Source organism: Thalassospira sp. MBR-102 (assembly GCF_040549275.1).
Taxonomy (GTDB): Bacteria; Pseudomonadota; Alphaproteobacteria; order Rhodospirillales; family Thalassospiraceae; genus Thalassospira; species Thalassospira xiamenensis.
This window is the reverse complement of sequence record NZ_JBEPTC010000003.1, coordinates 26,257-51,081: the sequence shown is the minus strand read 5'-3', so window position 1 is coordinate 51,081 and position 24,825 is coordinate 26,257. Positions and strand designations below refer to the sequence as shown.

24 protein-coding genes and 3 tRNA genes are annotated in these 24,825 nt (G+C 52.3%); 10 read left to right on the top strand and 17 right to left on the bottom strand.

All coding sequences use genetic code 11. The annotated features are described in order from the left end of the window. Nucleotides 1-13: 13 nt before the first annotated feature. On the bottom strand, nucleotides 14-1,951 hold the full coding sequence (thrS, locus tag ABIE64_RS06805) for a threonine--tRNA ligase (protein WP_354376956.1): 1,938 nt from the start codon (nucleotides 1,949-1,951) through the stop codon (nucleotides 14-16). A 386-nt stretch (nucleotides 1,952-2,337) separates the two neighbouring features. Here thrS and ABIE64_RS06800 point away from each other — a divergent pair, with 386 nt between their 5' ends. Continuing rightward, entirely contained in the window at nucleotides 2,338-3,525 is a 1,188-nt protein-coding gene (locus tag ABIE64_RS06800) for an MFS transporter (protein ID WP_071240082.1), read from the top strand. Nucleotides 3,526-3,563: 38 nt separating this feature from the next. Here the strand turns inward: ABIE64_RS06800 and ABIE64_RS06795 are convergent, their stop codons facing one another. Next, nucleotides 3,564-4,241, bottom strand: a complete 678-nt coding sequence (locus tag ABIE64_RS06795; RefSeq protein ID WP_071240081.1) for a DUF599 domain-containing protein — start codon at nucleotides 4,239-4,241, stop codon at nucleotides 3,564-3,566. A gap of 216 nt (nucleotides 4,242-4,457) precedes the next feature. Between ABIE64_RS06795 and ABIE64_RS06790 the strand changes: the two genes are divergently transcribed. The 3 genes from ABIE64_RS06790 (at nucleotide 4,458) to ABIE64_RS06780 (ending at nucleotide 6,176) form a co-directional block, all read left to right on the top strand. Beyond that, nucleotides 4,458-4,943 (top strand): hypothetical protein, encoded by a 486-nt coding sequence (locus ABIE64_RS06790; protein WP_007092161.1) that lies wholly within the window; start codon nucleotides 4,458-4,460, stop codon nucleotides 4,941-4,943. An 88-nt stretch (nucleotides 4,944-5,031) separates the two neighbouring features. Beyond that, nucleotides 5,032-5,826: a peptidoglycan DD-metalloendopeptidase family protein gene (locus ABIE64_RS06785; RefSeq protein WP_071240080.1), complete on the top strand. Its 795-nt coding sequence runs from the start codon at nucleotides 5,032-5,034 to the stop codon at nucleotides 5,824-5,826. Beyond that, complete coding sequence (locus ABIE64_RS06780; protein ID WP_007092163.1) at nucleotides 5,826-6,176, top strand: DUF1491 family protein; 351 nt, start codon at nucleotides 5,826-5,828, stop codon at nucleotides 6,174-6,176. Before ABIE64_RS06785 ends, ABIE64_RS06780 begins: the two co-directional genes overlap by 1 nt. A 79-nt stretch (nucleotides 6,177-6,255) precedes the next feature. Here the strand turns inward: ABIE64_RS06780 and ABIE64_RS06775 are convergent, their stop codons facing one another. Beyond that, on the bottom strand, nucleotides 6,256-6,576 hold the full coding sequence (locus tag ABIE64_RS06775) for a peptidylprolyl isomerase (protein WP_007092164.1): 321 nt from the start codon (nucleotides 6,574-6,576) through the stop codon (nucleotides 6,256-6,258). Nucleotides 6,577-6,772: 196 nt separating this feature from the next. On the opposite strand from ABIE64_RS06775, the gene yaaA reads away from it, so the two are divergent. Then, the gene (gene yaaA / locus ABIE64_RS06770) at nucleotides 6,773-7,546 is read left to right on the top strand and encodes a peroxide stress protein YaaA (protein WP_071240079.1); all 774 of its coding nucleotides are present in this window, start codon (nucleotides 6,773-6,775) and stop codon (nucleotides 7,544-7,546) included. Between the two features lie 21 nt (nucleotides 7,547-7,567). Continuing rightward, on the top strand, nucleotides 7,568-8,632 hold the full coding sequence (locus ABIE64_RS06765; protein ID WP_007092166.1) for a glycosyl transferase family protein: 1,065 nt from the start codon (nucleotides 7,568-7,570) through the stop codon (nucleotides 8,630-8,632). 71 nt (nucleotides 8,633-8,703) lie between these two features. Here the strand turns inward: ABIE64_RS06765 and ABIE64_RS06760 are convergent, their stop codons facing one another. The 8 genes from ABIE64_RS06760 to ABIE64_RS06725 form a co-directional block, all read right to left on the bottom strand. Further along, nucleotides 8,704-9,246, bottom strand: coding sequence for a DUF924 family protein (locus ABIE64_RS06760; protein WP_354376955.1), 543 nt, complete (start codon nucleotides 9,244-9,246; stop codon nucleotides 8,704-8,706). A 62-nt stretch (nucleotides 9,247-9,308) separates the two neighbouring features. Next, the gene (locus ABIE64_RS06755) at nucleotides 9,309-9,968 is read right to left on the bottom strand and encodes an energy-coupling factor ABC transporter ATP-binding protein (protein WP_063094044.1); all 660 of its coding nucleotides are present in this window, start codon (nucleotides 9,966-9,968) and stop codon (nucleotides 9,309-9,311) included. Continuing rightward, the gene (gene cbiQ, locus ABIE64_RS06750) at nucleotides 9,950-10,726 is read right to left on the bottom strand and encodes a cobalt ECF transporter T component CbiQ (RefSeq protein WP_354376954.1); all 777 of its coding nucleotides are present in this window, start codon (nucleotides 10,724-10,726) and stop codon (nucleotides 9,950-9,952) included. The genes ABIE64_RS06755 and cbiQ overlap by 19 nt, the downstream gene beginning before the upstream one ends. Further along, a complete protein-coding gene (locus ABIE64_RS06745) occupies nucleotides 10,723-11,391 on the bottom strand; it encodes a NikL family nickel/cobalt ECF transporter subunit (protein WP_354376953.1) in 669 nt (222 codons plus the stop codon). The genes cbiQ and ABIE64_RS06745 overlap by 4 nt, the downstream gene beginning before the upstream one ends. A 3-nt stretch (nucleotides 11,392-11,394) precedes the next feature. Further along, a complete protein-coding gene (gene cbiM / locus ABIE64_RS06740) occupies nucleotides 11,395-12,018 on the bottom strand; it encodes a cobalt transporter CbiM (RefSeq protein WP_354376952.1) in 624 nt (207 codons plus the stop codon). 207 nt (nucleotides 12,019-12,225) lie between these two features. Continuing rightward, a complete protein-coding gene (locus ABIE64_RS06735; protein ID WP_354376951.1) occupies nucleotides 12,226-13,011 on the bottom strand; it encodes a DUF4198 domain-containing protein in 786 nt (261 codons plus the stop codon). 166 nt (nucleotides 13,012-13,177) lie between these two features. After that, the gene (secD, locus tag ABIE64_RS06730; protein ID WP_354376950.1) at nucleotides 13,178-15,751 is read right to left on the bottom strand and encodes a protein translocase subunit SecD; all 2,574 of its coding nucleotides are present in this window, start codon (nucleotides 15,749-15,751) and stop codon (nucleotides 13,178-13,180) included. A gap of 115 nt (nucleotides 15,752-15,866) precedes the next feature. Further along, nucleotides 15,867-16,310 (bottom strand): hypothetical protein, encoded by a 444-nt coding sequence (locus ABIE64_RS06725; RefSeq protein WP_354376949.1) that lies wholly within the window; start codon nucleotides 16,308-16,310, stop codon nucleotides 15,867-15,869. A gap of 108 nt (nucleotides 16,311-16,418) precedes the next feature. On the opposite strand from ABIE64_RS06725, the gene ABIE64_RS06720 reads away from it, so the two are divergent. Next, nucleotides 16,419-17,921: a right-handed parallel beta-helix repeat-containing protein gene (locus ABIE64_RS06720; protein ID WP_354376948.1), complete on the top strand. Its 1,503-nt coding sequence runs from the start codon at nucleotides 16,419-16,421 to the stop codon at nucleotides 17,919-17,921. Nucleotides 17,922-18,047: 126 nt separating this feature from the next. After that, a complete protein-coding gene (locus tag ABIE64_RS06715; protein WP_007092176.1) occupies nucleotides 18,048-18,485 on the top strand; it encodes a MerR family transcriptional regulator in 438 nt (145 codons plus the stop codon). A gap of 83 nt (nucleotides 18,486-18,568) precedes the next feature. Here ABIE64_RS06715 and ABIE64_RS06710 read toward each other — a convergent pair whose 3' ends face one another. The 6 genes from ABIE64_RS06710 to ABIE64_RS06685 all read right to left on the bottom strand — a co-directional run bounded on the left by ABIE64_RS06710 (nucleotide 18,569) and on the right by ABIE64_RS06685 (nucleotide 23,328). Further along, entirely contained in the window at nucleotides 18,569-21,259 is a 2,691-nt protein-coding gene (locus ABIE64_RS06710; RefSeq protein WP_354376947.1) for a bifunctional acetate--CoA ligase family protein/GNAT family N-acetyltransferase, read from the bottom strand. A gap of 241 nt (nucleotides 21,260-21,500) precedes the next feature. Further along, nucleotides 21,501-21,818, bottom strand: coding sequence for a hypothetical protein (locus ABIE64_RS06705; protein WP_354376946.1), 318 nt, complete (start codon nucleotides 21,816-21,818; stop codon nucleotides 21,501-21,503). An 82-nt stretch (nucleotides 21,819-21,900) separates the two neighbouring features. Continuing rightward, nucleotides 21,901-21,976 (bottom strand) — tRNA-Asn (locus ABIE64_RS06700). Nucleotides 21,977-22,145: 169 nt separating this feature from the next. Then, nucleotides 22,146-23,069 carry an aldo/keto reductase gene (locus tag ABIE64_RS06695; RefSeq protein WP_354376945.1) on the bottom strand — a complete coding sequence of 308 codons (924 nt, stop codon included), beginning with the start codon at nucleotides 23,067-23,069 and terminating at the stop codon, nucleotides 22,146-22,148. 105 nt (nucleotides 23,070-23,174) lie between these two features. Next, nucleotides 23,175-23,250, bottom strand: a tRNA-Asn gene (locus ABIE64_RS06690). A 4-nt stretch (nucleotides 23,251-23,254) separates the two neighbouring features. Then, nucleotides 23,255-23,328, bottom strand: a tRNA-Cys gene (locus ABIE64_RS06685). Between the two features lie 294 nt (nucleotides 23,329-23,622). Here ABIE64_RS06685 and ABIE64_RS06680 point away from each other — a divergent pair. Together ABIE64_RS06680 and ABIE64_RS06675 are read left to right on the top strand one after the other, a co-directional pair. Continuing rightward, nucleotides 23,623-24,276 carry a protein-L-isoaspartate O-methyltransferase family protein gene (locus ABIE64_RS06680; protein ID WP_354376944.1) on the top strand — a complete coding sequence of 218 codons (654 nt, stop codon included), beginning with the start codon at nucleotides 23,623-23,625 and terminating at the stop codon, nucleotides 24,274-24,276. 95 nt (nucleotides 24,277-24,371) lie between these two features. Beyond that, the gene (locus tag ABIE64_RS06675) at nucleotides 24,372-24,695 is read left to right on the top strand and encodes a rhodanese-like domain-containing protein (protein WP_082822697.1); all 324 of its coding nucleotides are present in this window, start codon (nucleotides 24,372-24,374) and stop codon (nucleotides 24,693-24,695) included. Nucleotides 24,696-24,825 lie beyond the last annotated feature (130 nt).

The window sequence follows — 24,825 nt, the reverse complement described above, 5'->3', positions numbered from 1 at the left end:
AGTGGGCAGGCGATCAGAAATCGGCTTCGATTACGCGATCACGGATTTCGGTCGCCATGTTTTCGGCCAGCTCATCAATCCCCATGGTTTTCTGATGCTGAAAACCGAGACGACGGACCGACGCTGTTTTTTCCTCTGCTTCGCGTTTGCCAAGAGCAAGGATCAGCGGGATTTTCGCGTGGCTGTGTTCGCGAACCTTGTAGCTGATCTTCTCATTTCGAAGGTCAAGCTCAACATTCAAACCTTTGGCCTGAAGTGCTTTTTTGACGTCCTCTGCGTAGCTATCGGCTTCGTTGGTGATCGAGCAGATCACGGCATGAACAGGTGACAGCCAAAGCGGCAGGCGACCGGCATAGTTTTCGATCAGAATGCCAATGAAGCGTTCAAGCGAGCCAAGGATCGCGCGATGCAGCATGACCGGACGATGCTTTTCACCATCTTCGCCCATATAAGACGCGTCAAGGCGTTCAGGTAGCACGAAGTCGGCCTGAAGGGTGCCACACTGCCAGTCACGACCAATCGCATCACGCAGAACAAACTCAAGCTTCGGCCCATAGAACGCGCCTTCGCCCGGGTTAATTTCAAGCGTCAGACCAGCTTCTTCGGCGGCTTCGCGAAGGGCGGCTTCTGCCTTGTCCCAGATTTCATCGGAACCGGCACGGACTTCCGGACGGTCCGAGAATTTGACGAGGATGTCGGTAAAGCCAAAATCCTTGTAAACCGATTTCAGAAGGTCACAGAAAATCTTGGTTTCCGAGACAATCTGGTCTTCGGTGCAGAAGATATGCGCGTCATCTTGAATGAACTGACGCACGCGCATGATGCCATGCAGGCCGCCGGACGGCTCATTACGGTGGCAGCAGCCGAATTCAGCCATACGCAGCGGCAGGTCACGATAGGACTTGCTGCCCATACGGAAAATCTGCACGTGGCACGGGCAGTTCATCGGCTTGAGAGCCAGAACCTTTTCCGGGTCGTCCTCATCCGGGGTCGTGGTGAACATGTTCTCGCGGAACTTTTCCCAGTGGCCGGATTTTTCCCAAAGGATACGGTCAACAAGCTGCGGTGTGCGCACTTCCTGATAACCTTCTGCATCAAGACGTTCACGGATATATGTTTCTACCTTGCGATACAGCTTCAGGCCCTTGTCGTGCCAGAAAACCGAACCCTGTGCTTCTTCCTGCATGTGGAAGAGGTCCATTTCGCGGCCAAGGCGGCGATGATCACGCTTTTCGGCTTCTTCAAGCATGTGCAGATAGGCATCGAGGTCTTCCTGCGTTTCCCAGCAGGTGCCATAGATACGTTGCAGCATCTCGTTATCCGAGTTGCCACGCCAATAGGCACCGGCAACCTTCATCAGTTTGAAGGCTTTGCCGATCTTGCCGGTCGACGGGGCATGCGGGCCACGGCACAGGTCAATGAAATTGCCCTGGCGATAGCAGGTGATGGTTTCGGTTTCCGGAAGATCGCGAATGATCTCCGCTTTATAGTCTTCACCCTTGTCGAGGAAGAATTTGATCGCTTCGTTACGATCCCAGACTTCGCGTTCGATTTTCTCGTTCCGCTCGACGATCTTGTGCATCTGCTTTTCGATCTTGATCAGATCGTCCGGCGTAAAGGGTGTCTTGCGGGCAAAGTCGTAATAGAAACCGTTTTCGATGGACGGGCCGATCGTGACCTGCGTGTCCGGATAGAGTTCCTGAACCGCTTCGGCCATGACATGGGCGCAGTCATGCCGGATCAGCGGCAGAACCTCCTTGTGCCCCTTGGTCACGATTTCGATGGCGGCATCAGTATCGATTTCGCGCGACAGGTCGCGCAATTCGCCGTTAACGATGATGGCAAAGGATTTCTTTGCCAGCGAGGGACTGATGCTTTTGGCAACATCGAAACCCGATACAGGGCCGTCAAATTCGCGTACGGCGCCGTCCGGAAGGGTGAGGGCAATCATGTCTGGCTCAACTCTGCTTTATCTGCGGGCATAAATGTCATGTGCGCATTTTTCAAACCCGCATATTTACGCGGGCTTTAGGCACAAGAAAAGGAATTTCAGGATGAGGTCAAGTTCGCTCTTTGAAAAAAGCGACCGGGGAAACAACACACAAAGCCGCGTTGCCCGAAAGACATGCGGTGATTGTGCATTCCATCAATTTATTGTCGGCCATGCCGTGCATTGATGCTATCCCGTTAATTGAAAAGCCAATATAGCATCAAAAGAGAGCAGGGCAAGCCGTAACCCGGTTAAGATTTTACAGCAGTTCCTTGTTCTTGTAGTTTGCAAAAACACCAGATTGAAACGGCGCCACCACGCCAGAGCCTGATGAAGGTACGCCCCGTATGTCCAGTCCCGAAGTGCGCCGAAATGTTCTGTTTTTAAGTTTATGTGTTGCCCTGTCGGCCAGCGCGATGTCACTGCTGTTTACGGTTGCAGCCGTAATCGGTTATTCGCTGGCGCCAGATAAATCACTTTCTACGTTACCGGTTGCGTTCACCATGATTGCAATGATGGCGACGACCGCTCCGTCGGCATTGATGATGAGCAGGTTCGGTCGCCGTGTCGGATTCTGGATCGGATCTGGTATCGGCATGGTCGGTGCCGTGGCAGGCATGGGGACGGTCTATTGGGGGAATTTCTGGTTGCTGTGTGTAGCTTGCGCCTGCATCGGGTCTGCCAATGCCATCGCCATGCAATATCGTTTCGCCGCAGCCGAGGCCGCGCCGCCGGAATTCCGTTCTCGTGCGATTTCACTGACCATGCTGGGCGGGCTTGCTGCTGCCTTCGTCGGACCAAACCTGGCAAGTTTTGCACGCAACTGGTTTGATACGGTGCCATTTCTCGGAACTTTCCTGGCACTGATCGGGATTCAATTTCTGCTGGTTCTGGCGATCAGCCAGTTGCGCCTTCCTGATATGCGTGGCACCAAGCATGATGAACCGGCGCGTCCGCTCAGAGTGGTGATAGGGCAACCTGCCGTGATCGTTGCAATGATTGCCGGGGCACTTGGCTATGCGGTCATGAGCTTTGTCATGACTGCAACACCACTTGCGATCCTTGATTGCAATTACGAGTTCGGCGATGCCGCCTTCATCATTCAGTGGCATGTGGTGGGTATGTATGCGCCGGGTTTCTTTACCGGCAACCTGATCCGCCGGTTTGGTGCCCTCGGCATCATTCAGGCGGGGGCGGTGCTGAACCTGATCTGTCTGGCATTTGGTCTGGGCGGGGAGGATTTGATCGGCAATTTCTGGCCGTCTCTTGTGCTGCTTGGGGTTGGATGGAACTTTATGTTCGTTGGCGCGACCACCTTCCTGACCGAAAACTATCGCCCGGCGGAGCAGGCCCGCGTACAGGCGATCAATGAATTTGTGGTGTTTGGCACTGTTGCCATTGCATCATTGTCAGCTGGCTCGATATATGCTGGGGCAGGATGGTCAACCTTGCTGTATTCGGCGGCCTTGCCGGTTGGGTTGGTGATGTTGGTGCTTGCCGGATACGCGTTGCGCCGCCGTCGTCAACCAGCTTGAAAAATGCAAAAAGGCCAATTGATGCGGCCTTTTTCGTGTCAGTGATGCCCGGCAAGAATATCAAGTGCGTGGGACCGAAATTCCCGATTGTATAAAACCAGCGTAACCCATGCGGCGCCGATGATGAACGCGACCGGATGATAGAACCACGCAAGTGCTGACAGCGCGAAGAAATAGGCGCGAATGCCGCGATTGAAATTGTGCGCTGACATCATGCTCATGCGTGATGCCCGGGCGGCTGCCCTGACCGCATCCGGTGCGCTTGGGTCCGGGGCAGCACCGATCAGGATCGAACAATAGTTCGACAGACGGAATGCCCATGTGAACTTGAAGAACGCATAGATAAAGATCAGAATCAGCAGCACGACCTTGCATTCCCAGACTGCTGCCGTTGTTTCGACGGCAAAGGGCAGGGCGGATACCGTTTGGATTGCTTTTTCGGTGTAGCCAAGAAGTGCGATCAAACCAATCAGGACCAGAATGGTGGTCGATGAAAAGAAACTGATGCCGGTGATCAGGTTACCCGCGATGGAGGTATCAACCATGCGCAGATTGCGTTGAAGCATCTGTTCCATCCAGCGATGCCGATTGCGCGCCATATGGGCCGAAATCGAATTACGCCGTCGCGAACTTGCATCGGCAAAGATGGTATAGCCCACCCACCAGAGAAATGCCCAACTAACAGCGGCGATGTCCAGTAACGTAAATTCGGGCATAGTGTGATCCGTCTTTAAATTCGTTTCGACCATAAAACACGGCGGCCTGTAACGTCATCCTACTGAGGATACATGTTTCTTCGCAATCGGGTTTAATGTTTCCTGTATTCATTCCGATCTGTGATCCATGCATGTCTGATCCCTATTGACCCGGTGCGGGTTGTATTTTTCACCGATACAGAGTATGAGCGGCGCAAATTTTCACTGGAGAGCGACATGAGCGACCTCGAAAACGATCTTGGCGAAGACATCGACTTCGAAGAATTCGAAGCGCATACCGAACAGCTTCTGGCCGAAGGCCGTAACAAGGACGATCTGTTCGAATTTATCGGTTTCCTGAACATCAATGAAGTCGGCACGCACATGATCGCGGCCGAGATGGTTCTTGACGAAGATGCCATCGACCAGATGAGCAAGACGCTTCGCAAGCTTGATGTTGATCTGGGGCCGCTTGGTGAATTGACCGGTGGTCTTAAAGGCGGCGAAGACGTCAAACGTGCACTTGCGGCTCTATTCCTTGAATTGGTAGAGCTGTGCGAACTTGATGAAGACGATGAAGATGCCGGCGATCTTTCCGAAGAAGCGCTGGTGCTTTTGAATTTCGTTAAACGCTTTAATCCGCAGATGCGTCGCCTGACGGTGGCACTGACCGATACCGATGATGACGATGTCGCGTGCGAGTACGAAGTCACCAACTGGTAAGTCTTGGGACTTGCCCTTATGACAAAATATCATGTAGGCAAAGGCAGGGTGTTTTCATCCTGCCTTTTTCTTTGCCGGAGCCACCATTGTGAGCACAGCCATTCTTGATGATGCGTCTGCACGTTTTCAGTCTTATCTTGATCGTTACGCAAAGGGGCAGGAACCGGTGGCTGATGCACCGCGACTTCGCCAATGGATCATTGATCATCAGGCTGATTTCGCGTCGGTCCTGGATTGCGATCTGAAAAGCTGTGCTAAAATCGTTTATGACTTTTCAAGCAATGGCGATGTGGTGATTGGTGGTACCAGCGATCCGGCGCGCCAGACCGAAATCATGTGGCAGCAGATGGCGGATGCCAATGCGCCGGTAGGTGTCGGTCGTTATCGCGAAGACCGGATATGTTATCAATCCGATCAATTCAAAAATGATGGCGAGGCGCGCAGCCAGCATCTTGGCATTGATCTTTTCGCCCCGGCGGGTACGCCCGTTTATGTGCCACTTGATGGCGTCGTCCACAGCTTTGGCGATAACAATCTGCATCTTGATTATGGGCCGACCATCATCCTTGAACACAATCCGGAACCGGATGTGACTTTCTATACATTGTATGGTCACCTAAGCCGTGATTCGCTTGAAGGTCTTTATATCGGACAGCCCGTGGAAAAAGACCATCTTCTATGTGCTTTTGGCGATTTCCCGATTAATGGCGACTGGATTCCGCATCTTCATTTTCAGATCATTTTCGATATGCTGGGTAAAAAGGGCGATTATTTCGGGGCGGCAAAGCCATCGGAATGGGACATCTGGGAAAGCATCTGTCCAAATGCCAATCTGATCCTGCAAATGCCTGAAAATGTGACGGCAAAGCGGGGTGGCCAGTAATGCAGCCACGGCTTAAGGCTGGCATCTGGGTTCGCGGGCAGATTGCGATCTGCCAATCAAAGCTGATTACGGCGATGGTGGTGCACATGGGCAATGAAGATGCCGGTGCGGTGCTGCTGAAGCTCAATCGTTTTGCGGCCGGATGCTATGTCTTTTCGCGGGTGACGACACTTGATGGCGATATGGGCTGGATGCAGGTGGCCGGCGGCGCGGATGGTGGACGCGAGACCGAGTTCGCCTGCGACGAATACTGGCGCAAACAGGTGAAATTTGATCGAGATGTCTGGGTGCTGGAGATCGAGGATCACAAGGGCGAATACGAGCTTGATGCGCCACTGGTCGATTTTTGATGGATGAGATTTCCGAAGTGCTAAATCAAGAAGGGCCCGCAAGTTGTTGCGAGCCCTTTGGTATTTTGGTGAGCGCCAATCAGGCGGTGCGCTGCAGCAGGTGGTAACCGAAATCGGTTTCCACCACGTCGGACGTAGTGCCGACTTCCATGTTGAAAGCAGCGGCATCGAATTCCGGAACCATCATGCCACGTCCAAAGAAGCCAAGGTCACCGCCCTGCTGACCGGACGGACAGTCAGAGTTTGCTTTGGCGACTTCACCGAAGTCAGCACCATTGGCGATCTGGTCTTTGAGCGCGTTGATTTCGGTAAGCGCTTCTTCTTTGGTGCGGGTTGCACTGGAGCGTGCCGAACCAGCATACATCAGAAGAATGTGCGACGCGCGAACTTGTTCACTCATAACTCGTCCTTTCTTCCACAGGTGGGTTGTACCCTGCGGATTTTCTGCAAGATTAGAAATCTATGGGGAATGCAAAGGGTCCAAACCGATGCACAAACGTATATACGCGTGTACATGGGCTTGGCCCTAGACTTTCTCCATGCCTTGTGGCTTGTTACGACAAAATGATCAGAGATGAAAGAGAAGAGGCGTTTTAATGCTTGCTGTTGTTTCTCCGGCAAAGAAACTTGATTTCGAAACGGATGCACCTGAAATGGCCGTTTCAGAACCGCAATTTCTCGACGATACTGAAGAACTTATTGAAGTTGCGCGTAAAAAAAGCCGCAGCGATTTGATGAAGCTGATGGGGATCAGTGAAAATCTTGCTGATCTGAATTATCAGCGCTTTGCGCATTTTTCACGGCCTTTTGATCGCACAAACGCCAAGCCTGCAATTTACGCGTTCCGTGGTGATACCTATGTCGGTCTTGATGCCGACACGATGGATCAAAAAGATATCGACTGGGCCGAAAACCATTTCCGGATGCTTTCGGGCCTTTATGGTCTTTTGAAACCGCGTGATTTGATGCAGCCCTATCGTCTTGAAATGGGAACCCGACTTTCGAACCCACGTGGCAAGGATCTTTATGCATTCTGGGGTGATAAGATTGCCAGACAGATCAATACTATTACCGCTGATCACAAGAACCGCAGCCTGATCAATCTGGCATCGCATGAATACTTCAAGTCGGTGAAAGAAGATGTGCTTGACGGTCCGGTGATCACGCCGGTCTTCAAGGAAGTCAAAGCCGGTGTTGGCAAGGTCATTGGTTTCTCGGCCAAACGTGCACGTGGCATGATGGCGCGTTACATGATCGACAATCGTCTGGAAAAGCCCGAGGACCTTAAATCGTTCGATATGGACGGTTATCGCTATCAAAAAGATCAGTCAAATGATAACGAGTGGATATTTACACGCGAACATAACTGATAACAGAAGTGGTGCGATCGTATGACCGACGACCATCTTGAGCAGCTTGAAGATGACAACCATCTGCCGGAAGCTCATCCGTTTTCCGGATATCTGCGGACTTTCTTCCGTGGACCGGGGCGTTCACGCAGCCTGACGCGCGAAGAGGCATTTGAAGCCTTTTCAATGATCCTGCGTGACGAGGTGGAACCGATCCAACTGGGCGCGTTTCTTTTGATGCTGCGTTATCGTGCCGAAACGCCCGAAGAACTGGCAGGCATGATCGAAGCCGTTCGCAAGGCCGCGCGGCTTGAGCTGGACGATGAAAGCCTGATTCCGGAAAAATGTCATCCGATGCTGGATTGGCCATCCTATGCGGCAGGGCGTTCGCGCGGTTTGCCGTGGTTCGTGCTGTCTGCGATGTTGCTGTCGCGGAATGGTATTCCGGTTCTGATGCATGGCTATAATTCGCACCTGACCAACGGTGTGAGCACCGAGGTTGCGGTCAAGACGCTAAAATTGCCCTTGGCGATGTCGGCCGACGAAGCACGTTCCGATATTGCGTCGAAGGGCTTTGCCTATTTGCCGCTGCGCCACATCCATCCGAAATTGCAGGAGCTGATTGGTCTGCGGCCTTTATTGGGGTTGCGCAGTCCGGTCAATACCCTGCTGCGTCTGCTTAATCCGTTGCAGGCGCGTGCGGCGTTTCTTGGCGTATTCCATCCGGCGTTTCTTGATGTTCATCGGGAAACCGGAAAGCTTCTGGAATTACCGCGTATTGGCGTCATCAAGGGCGGCGGCGGTGAGGCGGAACGCACACCGTTCAAGCATGTCGATCTTCGTATGCTTGACAATGGCGAGCTTAGCGACGTTCGCTGGCCGGCACTTCTGGCGCGGACTGAAAAGGACGATGAAGACAACAGCCCGGTGACCTTGCAGCATTTTATGGCCGTATGGCGCGGCGAGGTCGAAGACAGTGCCGCGATTGCGCGCATCAAAGGCAGTGCGGCAATGGGGGCGTTCCTTGCAGGCAAGGCCGACTACATGGACGAAGCCGAAGCACTGGTTGATGGCTGGTGGGAAAAGCGTGACCGCAAGATCGGTTGAAAATCGCAGGGGTGAGTGACTGCCAAATCAAATCAGGGGATGGTGAGACGAATCATCCCCTTTTGTTATTTTTAGAATGAAGAGTTTGGTTCTTTTAGGAACGCAATTTCATCTGGCGTTGATGTCCGCCCCAGAATGTCATTACGGTGCGGATAGCGACCGAAACGATCGATGATCCGTTTGTGTTTGATTTCGTAGCCATGATTGTTTTCAAGGCCCGGCTGGTTAAACAAATCCAGTGCGATCTCGTGAATGGCTTCTGATTCCGAATGCATGTAGGGCATATACAGGAAGGATTTTTCGGCGGGCTTGGTCAGTTTGATATCAAAGCCATGTGCAACGGCTTCCTGTGCCAGAGCGAGTGCCATAGGGTCGGCGGCAAATGATTCCGGTTTGTCGCGATAGATGTTGCGAGAAAACTGATCCAGAATAATGATTTCAGCCAGTCGGCCATATGCGGTTTTGCGCCAGCCATACAATTCCCCGGCTGCTGCTGCGGCATGAAAATCGGCAAATCGTTCCGCGATATGACGGTCAATTGCAGTGTCTTTTTCAAACCATTGTTTAGGCTCAAGTTCCTTGAACCAGAACACAAGAATGGATTCAGGTTTCATGGGGCATTTCCCGTTCTTTTAATGTTGCTGCAGCATAGGCGAGCTTGCAAATGCTAGGCAAGTCAGGCTTTGGATATAACGCCATCCTGAAGGCGAACGGAACGTGTTGCGACCTGATCAAGAAACAGATGATCATGGGAAATGATCACCATCGCTTGTGGTAAAGAGCGCAAAATTGCGATCAGACGTTGCTCTACATCGGCATCAAGCCCATTGGTTGGTTCGTCAAGCAGAAGGATTTCGGGCGACATCGCCAGAACTGTTGCAAGTGCAACCAGTCGCTTTTCACCACCGGAAAGCTGATAAGTGATCCGGGTTTCAAATCCATCCAGTCCAAGATCAGCTAGCGTTTGCATCGCTATTTTTCGCGCATCATCGCGCGATTGACCAAGGTTAAGCGGGCCAAAGATCACGTCTTCAAGAACGGTCGGGCAGAAAAGCTGATCATCGGAATCTTGAAACAGCAACCCAACCCGGCCGCGAACGGCGCGAAATTCTGATTCTGTTTCGCATCTTGACCCAAGAATGGCGATCTCGCCATTCTCTGCTGTGACCAAACCCATCAGACAATGCAACAGGCTGCTTTTTCCAGCGCCATTCGCCCCGATCAGGGCCAATCTTTCACCGGTCCGCAGGTACAGGTCCACACCATTCAAGACCTTGCGCCCGGTGGGGAAGGTGAAATGCAGGTTTTTGACTGTGATCAGATCAGCGGCGGACATGCGACCTCCAACCCGATCAGGGCAGCGGTGAAAAGGATGAGGGCACTGGCAAACAGATAATCCTGAGGACTGAACCGGGGCAGGGAGCCGAAATGCATATGACCGTGATAGGCACGACATTTCATCGCCCAAAGAATGCGTTCTGAACGATCATGGCTGCGCACCAGCAGCATCCCAAGTAAATATCCAAAACTGCGCCAGCTATGACGATTGTTACGCGCGACAAAGGCGCGTGCCCGCATGGCAACACGCAGGCGCAGATATTCCCGCCGCAAAAGATCGATATAGCGAATGGTAAACATGAAAAGCGTCACCAGCTTTGCCGGAACGTATATCCCCTGCAAACCTCGCCCCAGAAGGATTGCATCCATTCCGCCCACCAGTGCAATCAGAACAAGGATCGCAGCATTTGCCTTAAGCGCGATCAGCACGGCCTGAAAGAGGCCCTGATAGCTGGCGTCAAAACTCCAAAGGGTGAATATCACATCACCGGGCACGGTAAAGGGCAACATGGTCAGCATCACAAGGATGAAGCCATCCATGGTCAAAACCATTTTAAGTGTTCTGGACCAGTCGGGTTTGGCAAAGCCGGTAATGATCGCAGCGACCAGAACCAGCATTGCTAATGGTTGCCAGCTTGAAAAACTGACGGCTGTTACGATCAGTGCGAGAGCTGCCAGCAAACGACAGCGTGGATCAATCCGTGACAGAACTGAATTGGATCGTGACGGTACAAGGACATTTGTCGCGCCGATCATGGTTTTTCATTCTGCTGATCGGGCCTTGATTTTCCGGCCCTGAACCATGCAAAGGCCCCGAATATTCCGACGATGACACCAATCCCACCCAGAAGATCGGAGAATCGGACTTTGTCCTCATAGGCAACCACCTGTTCGCGCAAGGGCCGAACATGACGGGATACAGCCGCATCGATCAGGTTGTCCAACTCGTCCCGCGAAAGGGTGACCGTTGTGTTGGAACTATCCGTGGCAATGATTGACGATGGGGGATGTGTTTTTTCGCTTTGAGACGAGGATGCTGTGCCAATTTGGCTGACCTGAACGTCTATACCTTCATTTCCTGAGGGCAATTGACTGGAAAGCTCATCACCATTGATTTCGAAGCTTGCGATATGGCCATCACCGGAATTGGCTTCGATGACATAATCCTGTTTGTGGCTGACGCGAAGTTTGAATTCACCCTGATCATCGGTCTTTCCGGCAAAAATAACGCGACCTGTATCATCGAGAAGCTGGATTTCCGCAGCATGTGGCCGGGCACCGCCCCCGAAATAGGCATAGCCGTCGATGACGTCGCCGTTTCCCATCGCAAAAACATGCAGGCTATGTGCCTGGGCGTTGACGGATATGAACAGCGTGCCGATCAGAACAGAAAATACGTATAAAACGGGAAATCGCGGCATCGATCAGGCAGCACTTCGAAGCGAGCCGACGGGGGCCAACATGACCGGACGGACTTTTTTGACAAGATGCACGGCTGCTGCGGTCAGGATACCTTCAACCACCATGACCGGTATATGGCTCATGACCACAAGCTTTGCGGTTGGAACAAATTCCTGCCCGCTAGCAGCAAGTGACAGGCCAACCATTATGCTTGAAAGGGCAATGGCACCGCACCCGGCGACAAAACCTGCCAGCAAGATCGATTTACCTTCGGCACGTACCAGAAACGGTGAAACCAGCCACCACATCAAAACCGCAGGCAGGGCGATGTTGATTGTATTTACACCCAGAACGGTGATGCCGCCGAAACCAAAGAAAACGGCCTGCAATAACAGTCCGATGAATATTGCCGGGAAAACAGCCCAGCCCAGCATCAAACCTGCCAAGCCATTTACGATAAGATGTGCGCTGCTTGGCCCGACAGGAACATGGATCAGGGAGGCAATAAAGAAAACCGCACTCATCATCGCCACACGGGGCATCGCATCAATATCGATTTTACGAAGTCCGTAACCGATACCTGCAACCGCAAAAACGGCGCCGGTTACAACGACTTGACTCGATAGGGCTCCATCGACGATGTGCATGGTCAAATCCCTGTTAAGTGCATTTGCAATCCTGAGGTCTACAGGACTGGCCTGCAAACGGATCAATTTAAGTGTGCATTTTGTTCTGGTGGGGCAAGCAGATCATAAATCCTACCTGAAAATCGTAGCGATTTCGCAGTCGCGAAGTCAAGCAGGTTTCATATTTTTTACAAATAAGTATGACAGGTCTAGCGTGTTGCTTGAACGTCAGTCCATTGGGTCGGTTTTGACCCAGATAACACCGCCGCGTTCAACTGGGACCTGATTATCCGATCCTGGGGCCGTCATCGTGCCATCTTCGACCAAGGCGGCAAACGCCCACCAACCATCATGGGGCATGGCATAGTTGAAAACACCATTGCCATCGGCTTTGATGACCTGCGTTGAAAAACTTTCGTTTGGTAGTGTGATGCTGCCGTCATTGGCATATTCAACCTCGACCTCGGCAAACGGTACCGGTTCGCCGTTATGACGGACAATCCCGCTGAATACATTACCTGTCCAGATGCCATAGGGGCGTGTCAGGGGCTCTATCTCGACCGGGAAGCCGACCATCTGGTCCCATTCTTCACCGGCACCAAACGCATCAATGATCGTTTTGGTGTACTGGACGATGTATTTACCCTCGGAGGGTTCGAAATAGGGAATCGGTTCGACATAAAGCGCGTATCCGCCGGGACGATCAATGCGGACTGTGACGTCGAAGGCTGCTTTGCCATCGACCGTCTTTGCCACCAGACTGTCGCGAAGATCGGTTTTATTGCCGTCGGTCTGAATGCCAAACCGAACCGGCCGTGCCATTTCCATTGCCGGGCCATTGGTCATTGGATGGGTAAAGGTCAGGTCGACCTCGATATCGCGACCTGTTTCCTGAGTGACCACGTTGGTTGACGGGATCATCTTCTGGAAGTGAGCCTGTGCAGCATGCTGGGCACTGATCAGCAACCCAAATGAAAAGCCCGCGGTCACGATAAACCGGAAAGGAATCAACATCTTTCTGTCCTGTGAAACTGGAGTGATGCCGTACCCTATGGTGACCGATTTGCCGGGTCAATCCATTGAAACAAGATATTTCATAAAATATTTTAAAACGTATGATTATCTGGGATTTATCGAAACCGACGATGAAAGCCGGTTTCGATATGGTCATATGGTATTGTTAACTGGATGACTTTTTTATCAGGGGATTGTCATCAATGTCGGTTTCTGATGCCAGTCGCGCATGCTTCTGGCGTTGTTTCTGTCGCCATGTGTCGAGGAACAGCAGGATTGGTGCCGCTATATAGATCGACGATGTCGTGGCAATCACAACGCCGAACACCATCGGAACGGCAAAACTTTCAACGGCAGACCCGCCCCAGATCGCCATTGGCACCATCGCAAAAAGGGTTGTAAGAGATGTGAAAAGGCACCGGGCAAGTGACTGGTTGATCGACATGTCGATGATTTCACGCATCGGCATTTTTCGATAAAGCCGCAGGTTTTCGCGCATCCGGTCATAAACCACCACCTTATCATTGACCGAATAGCCGATCAGGGTGAGCAGGGCTGCAATGGCCGTCAGGTTGAAGTCGAGCCCCATAATCGCGAAAAAGCCGATGGTCTTGGTCACATCAAGGATCAATGTCACAATCGCGCCAACGGCAAATGGCCATTCAAACCGCCACCAGATATAGCAGAGCATCGCGAGGCTTGCGAAGATGACAGCGCTGACACCAGATTGGGCCAATTCACCGCTGACTTTGGGACCAACGACTTCTGTGCGTTCAAAATCTGCTGCCGGATCAATTGATTGTACGGCTTTCTTAACTGTCTCGACGGCTGCTGTCTGTGTCTGTTCGCCGCCCGGCTGACGTTCAACCCGGATCAGGATATGGCCATCCTTGCCGATATCCTGAAGGCTGACATCGCCAAGCCCCAATGTCGAAAGTTCCTGTCGCAAGGCTCCAAGGTCAAGCGGGCTGTTACCGTCATTCCCACTGCTACTGGCAACTTCAACCTGAATGCCGCCCTTGAAATCAACCCCGTAATCAAGACCGGGTTTGAAGAACAATCCGATTGAAATAGCAGACAGCAAAAGCGACATTCCGATGCCGAGAAAACGTGCCCGCATGAAAGAAATGCTGGTTTTTTCGGGCATGAAACGCCAAAGCGGTTCAATGACGAGCTTTTTCATACGGGTGCGCCAGACGATTTCGGTCATGATGACCCGAACCACGGCAACCGCGGTAAACATCGAAATCACGATGCCAAGACCCATGGTGATGGCAAAGCCACGCACCGGGCCGGACCCGAACTCAAACAAAAGGGCGGTTGCGATAAGGGTTGTTATGTTGGAATCAACAATCGTGGCATAAGCACGCTTGAACCCGGAATCGAGCGCCATGAACGCCGAAAGGCCCCTTTTGGTTTCTTCCCTGATACGTTCGTTGATCAGAACGTTGGCATCAACTGCAAGCCCGATCCCCAAAACAATCCCGGCAATACCGGGCAGGGTCAGTGTTGCTCCCATCAGGCTCAGTGCGCCGAATGTCAGCATGACGTTAAGGCCAAGTGCCAGATTGGCGATCATGCCCCATCGCCCATACAGGAAAAACATCAATCCGGTGACCAGTCCCAACCCGATCAGGCCGGTATAAAGGCCCATCTCGATGGCATCTGCACCAAGGTCGGGGCCGACGGTTCGTTCTTCGATCACGGTCATTGGTGCGGGCAGGGACCCGGCACGAAGAAGTGCAGAAAGTGTTACCGTTTCACCAACCGTGAAGCTGCCGCTGATCTGGCCCGAACCACCGGTTATCGCTTCCCGGATGACTGGTGCGCTAAGGACTTCGTTGTCCAGAACAATGGCAAAGGGTTTTCCAACATTGGCGCGTGTGATATCGGCGAACTTTGCCGCACCGGCCGTATCAAACCGGAAATTGACAACTGGTTGATGGCTTTGCGGATCAAATCCGGCATGGGCATCTGTCAGATGATCGCCCGAAAGGGCTGGAGTACGATGCAAGTGATAGCTTTGCCCGTCCTTGTCCTGCAAAGTTAGTACGCTGTCGCGTTTATCGGTCCTGCTGCGATCCGCGAGCATATAGAAGCCAAGTTTTGCGGTGCTGCCCAGAAGTTTTCGGACCTGTGACGGGTCCTGAACGCCGGGCAACTGAACCAGAACACGATCACTGCCAATCCGTTGGATCGTTGGTTCCGATACGCCGATCTGGTCGATGCGGCTTCGAATGATCTCAAGGCTTTGCTGGGCGCTGGCGTCGACCCGGTTGCGAATGCCCTGTTCGCTAAGTGCGATATGGATGCTGTTATCGGATGGCGCGGTAATGACAAATTCTGCCGTTGATCCGTGTCGTGGTGTTTCAACCTGCACATTGGCAAGGTCTTCCAGAGCATCAAGGGCACCGTCGTGGTCCTTGGTATCAGACAGGCTTATAATCACCTGATCATTACTGATCTGAATGCTGTTGGTGTCGACATTGGCCTTGCGAAGGGCGTTTGTGACATCATCGCGCGTTATTTCAAGGCATTCGGCGATCATTGCCGCAGTATCGATTTCAAGCACAAGGTGCGATCCGCCGCGCAGATCAAGGCCAAGGGCAACCTGGCGTGTTGGTAAAAATGAGGGCCAGTCTGCAAGCTGAGCCGGGGTGAAAAGGTTTGGCAGGGCTGTCAGAAAACCTGTCAGAAGGACAAGGCTATAGACAACCACGCGCCATCTTGATGTACGCATGAAAAATAAACTCCGCACAGCAGTCAGACCGGGCCAACCTGATACCCGGTTATGCTGTCATCTGATATTTCTGGAAACACGGCGCATATCGTGCCGCGATTATGAGTAGGAGAAATCAGACCCGAAAGGGCGGAGCGCGCGGGGAAAATGGAAGAATTTCAGCGCCATGAGTGGCGATTGCACTTGCCACAAAGATGCATTTTGCCCGTTGGGCGGCTGTATGCTGTGTGACCGACGGTACAACAACGGCATCATCGGGGAAGGTTGGCTTATGGTCTGGTAAATCGTCCGGGGTTTGGCGGGGACCGGCAATGGCACGATCCGGTGCCACCGGAAGGACTGCCTGCGACGGGCCGCTATCATGATTGACGGTATTAAACGGATAGGGGAAAGTCAACCCGTCGGAAATTGGCGTGTCAGTAACGGATGTGCCGCCACCAAACAGGATAAGCGCGCAAGCAATCAGGCAAAATGCAGCATGGCGCAACAAACCCGACAGGGATTGACTACGATCACGATGATCTATTGCCTTTGCGGCTTGGCTCGGTGGTTGGTTCATATTGGTCCGGCAGCGGTGAAACAGCGACAGATATGGCGTGACGTCTTATAAAACACAAGCCCGGCAATAAAATCTAATCGGGCATCGGGGTAACAAGGGGAACATGAAATGCTCAGGATGGTTTATGTCACGCCGGATGGCGGGCGTCATTGGGTCGATTCTACCTGGCGCGAAACCTCAACACTTCATAATGCGGTGGCCAATTGTGCGCCTGGTGATTTGATCCGTTTGATGCCGGGAAACTATTTCCTGCCGGAACCGGTTGATATCCCGATAAGCGGCCTTGAAGATCAGCCGATCATCATTCGCGGTGAATATGGTGCCATTCTTGACGGTCGCCGTCCGCCCGATCCCGAAGTTTCGGCAATCGATCCCGGATGTGCCAAATACGCGGCGTTTCGCATCATTGGAAAGCGCCATATTCGTCTTGATAATATCCGTATCGAACGTGCATGGCCGAGTGCCGTCTATATCCGCGACAGCAATGATCTGATATTCAAAAACCTTCAAATCCGCGGCGGAACATATGCTTTTTATGCGACGGGCGAGCACACATCACGCATCATCATCGAAAATTGCGACTGGATTCAGGATGATGTGATCTGGCGGTACCTTAACTGGGCGATGATCCATGACGGCGAAATCATTCCGGGCAAGGAAGCACCATATCGATACCTGAACGGTGCATTTTTTGGGGCGGATGACATTGCGGGCGATATCGTAATCCGTGGAAACGATGTGCGCCACTGCTATAACGCCGTTCGAATGGATGTATCCGCGACCAATCTGCAAAAGCCGATCGGCAGCTTTAACCGCAATGTCCGCATCATTGATAACCGATTCAGTTTCGTGCGCGACAATCCGATTGAACCCGAAGCAACTGCCGTGGGCTGGTGGGTGGCCTATAACCAGTTCTATAACTGTCATAAGCTTTTCTCGCAGGATAATCTGGCTGGCGGGTACTGGTATTATTTCGGCAATCGCGGCTGGTTTGATAGCCGCCCGGGGCCGGAGGGGGATGAAAACAACGGTGGTGCCGTTTTCAAATTCGGCAAGTCAAGCCATGCGCAGCCAAGTATGCCTTTTGAATGCTTCCACAACAGCTTCTTCCTGCGTCAGAAATACGTCAAAAAGGGCGCAACTAGGATGTGGCAAAACCGGCGTAATGCCATTGGGTATGCCAATCCGGCGACTTTGCCCATCAACCTGATGCCGCTTGATCAGACATTGTTTGGTCCTACTGACGAACTTGATCTTGGCAGGGATGAAGATCGCGGTGTGCGGTTTTCCGGTGATGTGTGCAATCACGCGACTTATCCCGCAATATTTGATGCCTGGCCCGGTGTGCTGAGCAATCCACGGCCGGCAGCAGGGCCGATATTCAAGGCGGGTATTTGTGGTGACCTGGAACTGGTGCCCGAATATGCCGAAGGTTTCCGTGATCCGCTTGAAGTCCCAATGCCCGATGGCACCGTCTGGAAATCCGATCCCCAAAGCTGGCCCGGGGCATTGACCGGCAAAAAGCTATTTAACGGTCCGGACTATGTGCCGGTTGATTTGGCATTTATTCGTACCAAGACGAACGAAAGTAACTCGAATGCAAGGGACTAGGGAATTGGCGACGTTGTCGTAATCTTGGGAATGGCCTGCAGCGAAGTGACGTAAGCGTAAATATATTGACTTGTAAGTACCAATGTTGCGATGTTGCACCATTGCATTCATTCAATAAGAAAAACCATGAACGATAAGCTGTACAGCATTACCGAGCTTGCCGAAGAGTTCGACATCACGCCGCGCGCTATCCGATTTTATGAAACCAAATGCCTGCTATCACCGCAGCGGGCAGGTGCGACGCGTGTATATAACTATCGTGATCGCGCGCGCCTTATGCTGGTGCTGCGTGGCAAACGTCTTGGTTTTTCGCTTGAAGACATCAAGGAATATATTGATCTTTATGACGCTGAACGGTCGGGTGCAGATCAACTGGCGCATCTGATGCTGGTCGGGCGTCGTCGCATTTCCGAACTGGAACAACAGCTTGAAGACGTTCAGACAACCTTGGGCGAACTTCGCAAAATCGAAAGCGAGGCCGCCGACGCCTTGCGCGAAAAGGGGATTGACCCAGAAAAGGCATTGGCACACATCAAATCCAAACTGACGCCTGAAACCGCGTAATTTTTGGATGTCGTCTGATGGCAAAATAAAAACCCGGCCAATTCAATGTGACCGGGCTTTTTTCATGATTTATCAACCCGATATCAGGCGACGTCGCGTTGCAAGGGCAGGGTGACTTCAAACACTTCCTCATCGGCAAGATATTTGCGCGAGAAGCCCAGTTTTTCGCAAAGCGTCAGCATACGGCGGTTATCTGGTAGAACCTGCCCGATAAAGGTTTCTGTCCCTTTCTGGCGGCAGAATTCGATCATCTTTTCCATTAATATGCGGCCAAGCCCGCGCCCTTTGATGTCTGAGCGAACCATAATCGCATATTCGGCATGCTCGTTATTCGGATCGATTACGACCTGAACAATGCCATGGATATCGCCTGCTTCTGGCCCCTCTGGCACGATGGCAAGGAATGCCATATCCCTATCGTAATCAAGTTGTGTCTGGCGGGCCATTTCCGAATGCGGCAATTCACGGACCGAGCCAAAGAACCGGAAATGAATGTCTTCCGGTGTCAGTTTCGACATGAATTCATAGTGCTTCGGCTCGTCTTCCGGCTTGATCGGACGCAGAAGGTATTTTGTCCCGTCTTCAAGGATCAGTTCCTGTTTCAGGTGGCGCGGATAGGGATGAATTGCCAGACGTTGATCATCGCTAACCACTTTTGGTGTCACCTTGATCCGTGCGTCCAGTGCTATCACCCCGGTCTGATCAATCAGAAGCGGGTTCATGTCGAGTTCAAGCACCTCCCCAAGATGCACAACCAACTGTGACAGCCGCACCAGCGTGACGTAAAGCTGTTCCAGGTTGACCGGCGGCACATCGCGATAACCGCGCAGCAGATTATAGATACGCGTTCCTTCCACAAGCTCGCGCGCCAGCTTCATATTCAGCGGTGGTAGCGCCATGGCCCGGTCGCGGACTACTTCAACTTCGACCCCGCCATGACCAAACAGGATCACCGGGCCAAAAATTGGATCGGTGGTCATGCCAACGATCAATTCACGCGCACCAGCACGTTTGATCATTTCCTGAACGGTAAAGCCTCGTACCCGCGCATTTGGGAATTTCTGTTTGACGGTCCGCAGCATCTTATTGCCGGCAGCTCGGAGCTCTTCGTCACTGTCGATATTCAGAACCACACCGCCAACGTCGGACTTGTGGCTGATATCATCCGAGAGAATCTTGAGCGCGACCGGATAACCGATGGCATTCGCCGTTTCGATGGCGTCATCAACCGATTCTGCGGCTACGGTTTTGACCGTATTGATGCCATAGCATTCCAGAACGGCTTTTGCCTCTGGCTCGGTCAACATATCGCGCCCCGAATGAATGGCTGTGTGGATTATCTGGCGCGCCTTGTCGGTTTCCGGCGTGAAATCCTGCGGAACTGATGGCGGCGTTTCCATCAGGACTTCCTGCAATTTGCGGTAATTCACCATGTGCTGGAAGGCGGCAACGGCATTTTCCGGGGTACGATATGTCGGGATCCCAGCGGCATAAAACAGATTGCGTGCCTTGGCGACGGTTGCCTCGCCAACCCAGTTGGTCAGGATGTTTTTGCGACTGTCCTTGATCGCATCAATCACGCCTTGGGCAACTTCCACCGGATCGGTGATAGCGGTTGGGGCATGCATGACCAGAAGGCTGTCGATATTGGGATCTTTCAGGACCGCATCAATCGACTTTGCATATCGTTCGCCCGGGGCATCGCCGATAATGTCGATCGGGTTTGCATGTGACCAGGTTGATGGCAAGACACCGTTAAGGGCCTCGATCGTGCTGTCTTCAAGCTTGGCAAGATGGCCTTGGCGTTCAATCAGGGCATCAACGGCCAAAACGCCAATACCGCCCCCATTGGTGATAATGCCAAGTTTGTCGCCCCGGAACGGGCGCATACGTGACAAGGTTTCTGCGGCGGAGAACATTTCCGAAACTGTATAAACGCGCAGAACGCCCGCACGTTTGATGGCGGCATCAAACACGTCATCGGCTCCGGCCAGCGCGCCGGTATGCGATGCGGCTGCGGCTGCACCCTCGGCAAAGCGGCCCGATTTGATGCAAAGGATCGGCTTATTGCGCGATGCGGCGCGTGCTGCGGAAATGAAACCGCGGCGTTCCTGAATGGATTCGATATAAAGCATGATCGCACGCGTATTCGGATCCGACCCCAGATAATCGATCACGTCGCCGAAATCGACATCGTCGCATTCGCCTAACGATATAAAGTGCGAAAAACCGATGCCGCGTGCCGCCGCCCAGTCGAGAACAGCGGTGCAAAGCGCGCCCGACTGCGACACAAAAGCGATTTTGCCACTGCCGATGCTTTGATGACTGAAACTGGCATTGAGTCCGATACCCGGCACCATCAGGCCAAGACAGTTTGGGCCCAGCAGGCGCATTTTATGGCTTGCGGCAATTTCAAGCATCGCCTGTTTCACGCTGCGGTGATCGTCATATTGTTCGGCACCAAGACCCGCGGTCAGCACAATGGCGGCCATGCAGCCTTTGGCGGCAAGGCATTCCATGGTTGGCACAACGGCTTTGGGGGGGACGCAAATAACGGCAAGTTCGGGAACAACCGGCAGGTTTTCAACATCAGGGTAGGCCAGAACACCACCAATTGACTGGCTGTGCGGATTAACCGGCATGATCGGTCCGTCAAAACCGCCTGCCAGCAGATTGCGCATGATCACCTGTCCAACGGAATGGGACCGATTGGATGCGCCGATGACTGCGACCGATTTTGGTTTGAAAAGATGGTCCAGATTGATCGTGCTCATGACCGAATTCCCGCTTTTTCCATGGGGCACGCGATGACGCGGCCGGTGGCAATTGAATGGCCATCATCTTTGTTCGGGCCACCTGTCAAAATCCGCTTTCGCAGATGCGAGATCATATTTTATTAAAGCATATATTGTTTTGCTGTGGATCAATAAAGCATTGTGGACATAACAGTTTCGCACAACCGTCATATGCCATGCAAACATCCGCTGATCGGCAAGTTTATTTAATCTGCTTTACTTAATGCAGATGCCCATTATGACTTTCGTCATCGAAACGCTCGGACTGTTCAATCCATTCCTCGACTTCTCTGGCACTTTGCATGGCCAGCGCTATTTCCAGATCATTTTGAACATGGGCAAGGCTGTCAAACATCGGGCACCAGCCAAATGCCTGGATACGTTCATCGGTCGTAGAGGAAATTGTAAACAAATCACCATCTATCCGGTGCACAAGGCCATGAATGACATCATCTTCGCAGACAATCATCCAGCCCTCAGTCGCACCGGAAAGCGTGCCAAGTTTCACTTGTTTCAATTCGATTTTGGCTGTTTTCATGGTCGTTAGGTCCGGTTTTGGGGCGGATAAAGCAATATCAAAAGAAAAAGGGACCGAACAAATTGTTCGGTCCCTTTTTAATTGGCTCCGGCAGCAGGACTCGAACCTGCGACCCAATGATTAACAGTCATTTGCTCTACCAACTGAGCTATGCCGGATCAGGGTTGGCACTCCGTTTGAAGCGCGTGGCAGGGGTATAATAAAACAGCTTTGATCCCGCAAGACCTTTTTGAGAAAAAATGATCCGAAATCCATCTTTTTTCACGGTATCGTATCGCCCGTCGCCTTCCGGTTAATTGAACGCCTGTTTCCTGTGCCTGTAAATGCTTAGGGGACCGGATGCCCCTGTGCCGCGACCAGAATTTCAAACCAGTCCTGCCGATCAAATTGAACGCCGCAGGATGTTGTTGCATCAATAATGCGGTGTGTCTTCATGGTGCCAAGGACCGGCACCGGCTGACAGGGCAGGCGCAACAACCATGCAATTGCAACTTCGGCGATGCCGGGCAGGTTATATTTGTCACGCATTCGTTCTAGAACGGGGCGCAAGCGGTCGGCTGTCACATCATTTTGCGCGTTGAACAGTCGTGCGCCACCAAGTGGTGACCAGATCATCGGATGGATCCGCTTTTGCTGCATCTGATCAAACGTGCCATCAAAGATCGGGGCAAGTTCCAGAACCGAACATTCCACCTGATTGCTGGCGAGCGGTGAATCAAGGCGGCTTTGTAACAGATTGAATTGTGACGGCGTAAAGTTTGAAACACCGAAATGACGAACCTTGCCGGATTGACGGAGTGTGTTGAATGCATCCGCAACCTCGTCGGCGATCATCAGTGGATCGGGACGGTGGATCAAAAGCATGTCGATACTGTCGGTTGTCAGGTTACGAAGCGAATCTTCAACCGATGCCAGAATATGCGCCTTGCTGGTGTTGTAATGATTGATCCGGTTGTCAGGCCGCGCATCCTTGACCAGTGCGACATCGCACTTGGTCACGATTTCCATTCTCTTGCGCAGTTCTGGTGCTTTTGCCAATGCCTCGCCAAAATAGGTTTCGCATCCGTAGCCCCCATAAATGTCTGCATGATCAAATGTGGTAATCCCAGCATCAAGGCAGGCGTGGATCAATGCCAGAATATCACCGACATTTTTGATGTCCGTGCTGTCGCGCAATCGCCATGCGCCCCACGCCAATTGCGAGAAACTCAAATCCTTGGCCATGTGACGGCGCGAAACAGGGGATGACATATATTGATCCTAATCGAAGTTCAGGGCGGATGATGCGCTATTGGTAGCAATTTGCAGGGCAGGGCACAAAAGCAAAAACCCCCGGAACAGAGTTCCAGGGGTTTGTGGCTCCGGCAGCAGGACTCGAACCTGCGACCCAATGATTAACAGTCATTTGCTCTACCAACTGAGCTATGCCGGATTAGTGGAGGCGCGAGCCGGAATCGAACCGGCGTGCAAGGATTTGCAGTCCTCTGCGTAACCACTCCGCCATCGCGCCTTCGCGTTGGCTGGCCGGTGTATAGCCCTATCGAATACAGGCCGTCAAGCACCCAATTTTAGATTTTTAAACAGAAAACAATCTGAAGATCGCCAACAAACAATTTGTGCGCGGATAAATCCATTCTGGATATGTTTTCAATATGTTTTCGCGAATAATTGCCGCTCTGCCGTTGATCCGTTGTTGTCAGTTGCCCATGTGCTGACTATAAACAGGACAACATCTGTGACGTGGTTTTGGGGACAAAGACCGGTTGCAGGCTTTTTCTCGCGAGAATTTTCAGGTCAGATAAACATGGATTACCAAATCGCGCGCCATAACATGGTGGAAAATCAGGTTCGGACCAACAAGGTTACCGATCCCTTGGTCATCGCTGCGATGGAGGAGGTTCCACGCGAGCTGTTCCTGCCGGAAGGCAAGCGTGGCATTGCCTATGTCGATGAAGATATTCCTGTCGGAAATGGCCGATATGCGATGGAGCCGATGGTAATCGCACGCATGATGCAGTCTGCCGAGATTGCACGTAGCGACGTCGCGCTGGTGATTGGCGCAGGCTATGGCTATACGGGTGCAGTTCTTTCGCGCGTTGCCGAAACCGTAGTTGCGGTTGAAAGCGACAAGGAAATGGCATCCATCGCTGAAAAGACATTCCAGGCGCACAGCTATGACAATGTCATCGTGGTGGAAGGCGATCTTGACGAGGGTTACGCCAAGCAGTCGCCGTATAATGTGATCGTCTTTGACGGTGCGGTTGCCGAAGTTCCTGCCAACATTCTTGATCAGCTTTCCGAGGGTGGTCGTTTGCTGGTTGTCGTTCGGGCACCTGGCAAGGTTGGTGTTGCGCGTCTTTACGAACGTGAAAACGGGGTCGTTGGGCATCGTGATCTGTTCGATGCCAACATTCCCTATCTTCCCGGGTTCGAACCGGCAGAAAGTTTCGTGTTCTGATATGATTTTGTTTTGCCCGGGGAAAACTCCGGGCAAAATTTTATGTAAACCGGTTCAGCAACCCGATCAGGAAAATAGAGCAGGTAGGCAGGTAAATGGTGCGCGATCTTCGATGCAGCGAACTGGCATCAAGTCTTGAAGGAAACAATCCCCTCGTACTTGTTGATGTGCGCGAAGATTGGGAATTGGAGATTTGCGCAATCGCGGGCGCGATCCATATACCTTTGGGCGAATTGGCGGATCGGGCAGGGGAACTTGCCCCCGAAAAACCGGTTGCACTTCTTTGCCATCATGGCGTTCGCAGTCGCCATGCCGCAATGCTGCTTGAGGATCGCGGATTTAAAGATGTTTTTAATGTTGCTGGCGGTATAGATGTCTGGGCGTTGGAAATCGACCCGGATATGACACGTTACAATTGATAATTTGATGGCGAAAAGGTCGGCATTTTTATTTTTTCTCAAACAAATGCCTCTTTTGTTGGAAAATATTCGTTCCGTCGTTACCATATGCGAAACTGCGCCGGGGTCGGGACTTGGTGTAGGATCTTAC